At 42.6% G+C, this 2206-nt stretch carries 3 protein-coding genes; 2 read left to right on the top strand and 1 reads right to left on the bottom strand.

Annotated features, from left to right (window positions below; all coding sequences use genetic code 11):
* Window positions 1-550: 550 nt before the first annotated feature.
* Window positions 551-754, bottom strand: coding sequence for a hypothetical protein (locus tag BET10_RS19290; RefSeq protein WP_070987465.1), 204 nt, complete (start codon window positions 752-754; stop codon window positions 551-553).
* 202 nt (window positions 755-956) lie between these two features.
* Here BET10_RS19290 and BET10_RS19285 point away from each other — a divergent pair, with 202 nt between their 5' ends.
* Together BET10_RS19285 and BET10_RS19280 are read left to right on the top strand one after the other, a co-directional pair.
* Window positions 957-1148: a hypothetical protein gene (locus BET10_RS19285; RefSeq protein WP_070987461.1), complete on the top strand. Its 192-nt coding sequence runs from the start codon at window positions 957-959 to the stop codon at window positions 1146-1148.
* Window positions 1148-2206, top strand: a 1059-nt coding sequence (locus BET10_RS19280; RefSeq protein ID WP_070987463.1) for a replication initiation factor domain-containing protein, incomplete at its 3' end; no start/stop codon positions are given. The genes BET10_RS19285 and BET10_RS19280, both read left to right, overlap by 1 nt.

The following is a 2206-nucleotide window of genomic DNA, read 5'->3' as shown; positions in this document are numbered from 1 at the left end:
CCCATAATTGAATCACGGCATTATGTTGAGAAAGCGCCCCGCTAAAATATCAAACTAGCGGGGCGTTTGTGGTTTTGCAGTCTGCAAAATAGCGTAGCGCAGACTGCACCTGAGCAACGAACGTTGTGATAGGCCCGTAACATAAACCGAATTATGGGAAATGGAATTACGTAAAACTTTGGCTGGAACGTAATAATTGATTCAAATATTACGTACTGGCGGTTTGCCGTTCGTCGGAACTTAGCGCCAGATTAACGCGGAGCGTTGGAGACATTCCAGAGGATCTAAATATTGGATCAAAATTAACGAGTGGGTTTGATGGTTAGATATGGTCGGGTATCAAATCAACGCAGTTAATTAACGCACGTGATCATCTCATTTGTTCAGAAAAAATTTAAATGCCTCCTGATAAACCTATCAATTTCAATTACAACTGGGCAGATGAGGGGGGACCCGCTGTGCGGGGGGTGCCCTGAGCTGAGCAGTTGAAAAAATACCCCGTGATTGTATTACGGGGTATAACTCAACAGCAACTCGCGGGTTTGACTGTTCACAGGTCTTCTTTTTGAGTTTTTTCCATTTCCTCAATCATGTCCTGCTTGGCCATTGTTTGATAGTTTTCAATCATAAAATGCACTAGATCTGTCCATGTTACCGACCTACCTGTTTTGTAGGATATTTCGATAGCTTTTCTTTCCAGTTCAATTTTTTTGTTTAGTGGTAAAGATATTGTTGTTCTGGGTGTTTTAGCCATTTTTCCCCCTTTTTCTAGTAGCTGAATACTAGCATGTTTGAATTTAATTACTCACGAATGCTTGCATTCACCTATTCTTTCGGTGTATAAACTTTTTTGAGATATAGGTGCATTCACCTATTCATGGGTCAAAACTGACCTTCTGAGATTTGGGACTGGTCTTTACCATTGTCACCAATTTTTAAACAGGGAATTACACGGAATGGTTATTTATTACGAGAACAATAAACAGGCGGGGGTTCAGGTCACATACGATTTGGACGGCCAGCGCGTTTATGATTATTTCGAAAATATGTACCGTTTCCGTGCATGGGTTGCGCACGAACATGACTGTGAAACAGTTGAAATCACTGACGTTAACTACCGAGAATTAGCTGCCAGAGGTGTGATTTAATGGAATATCAATACAGTGATTTAGCGAAAAAACTGATTGATAATCGTGTCGCTCGATTCAAGAAACATGATGAAAATCAGGTGATTATAGACCACTTGTCATTCTCGTTTAAATTGGCAGATTTGCGCCACTGTAAACGTGCTGGGATGACTGGCACAACGTCAGAAACACAAACCATATTCCCGCCAATGCCTGACATTAAACAGAATTTGAATACTGCGGGTATGTCGTCAGATGATGCGATAAAACAAATTGAACGTGAAAAGCGCCGTGTTCAGGGGTTGTTGGGTGATTTTTACGTATCTACATTGCGTGTTTTTTGTCGTTTTGCTTTGGGTTTTGAGCTATCAGCACCGCGTGATAAAGGGTTCCATGGGTATCAAAATTCGATGAACCTCTTAACTTTAGAGGGTAATCATGTTGGGTTCGTGGGTATCGGTGGCCAGCGCGAAACATGCTACATACAAATTTCAGGTGAGGGCTGCAAACATTTGTGGTCACACACAACACCATTCGTGCTACATCATTGGTTATCAAAGGTTTTATCAATTTCATTTTTGTCGCGCATTGACTTGGCGCGTGACTGTTATGACGATGTTTTTAACTGTGCCAATGCTGAAACCCGTTTTTTCTCTCGCTCGTTTGCTCGTAAAAAGGGTGGCCCTAATCCAACTATGTCACCACGTCATTCAGTGTCTGTCACTGGCGACTATGACGTCGAAATGATAACGGTCGGCAAACGTACCAGCCCAGTTTTTTGGCGCATCTACAACAAAAAATTAGAGCAGGGTATCAACGAGGAATCACTCGTTTGGTATCGCAACGAGGTTGAGCTCAAAAAATGGAATGTCGATTGTCTGCTAGACCCTGATTCTGCATTTGCTGGTATTTGTGAATTTGCACAGGAAATGATTGAGACAATTGGCGTTCACACATCGAGCGCGGCGCGTGTTTCAAAACCTGCCACAGATTTGGCATCTCGCGTTAAATGGGTTCGTCGCATGTGCGGCAAGGCGTTGGCTGACATTTTAGAAATCACTGAGGGCGATATGAGTACC

Origin of the sequence: Pseudoalteromonas amylolytica, from assembly GCF_001854605.1 — a bacterium.
Taxonomy (GTDB): Bacteria; Pseudomonadota; Gammaproteobacteria; order Enterobacterales; family Alteromonadaceae; genus Pseudoalteromonas; species Pseudoalteromonas amylolytica.
The sequence above is the reverse complement of the archived record's forward strand: the minus strand, read 5'-3'. Positions and strand labels throughout refer to the sequence as shown.

Bases quoted from the DNA above. Each gene is read 5' to 3' on its own strand.
- BET10_RS19290 (WP_070987465.1), bottom strand. From the start codon at position 754: ATGGCTAAAACACCCAGAACAACAATATCTTTACCACTAAACAAAAAA.
- BET10_RS19285 (WP_070987461.1), top strand. From the start codon at position 957: ATGGTTATTTATTACGAGAACAATAAACAGGCGGGGGTTCAGGTCACA.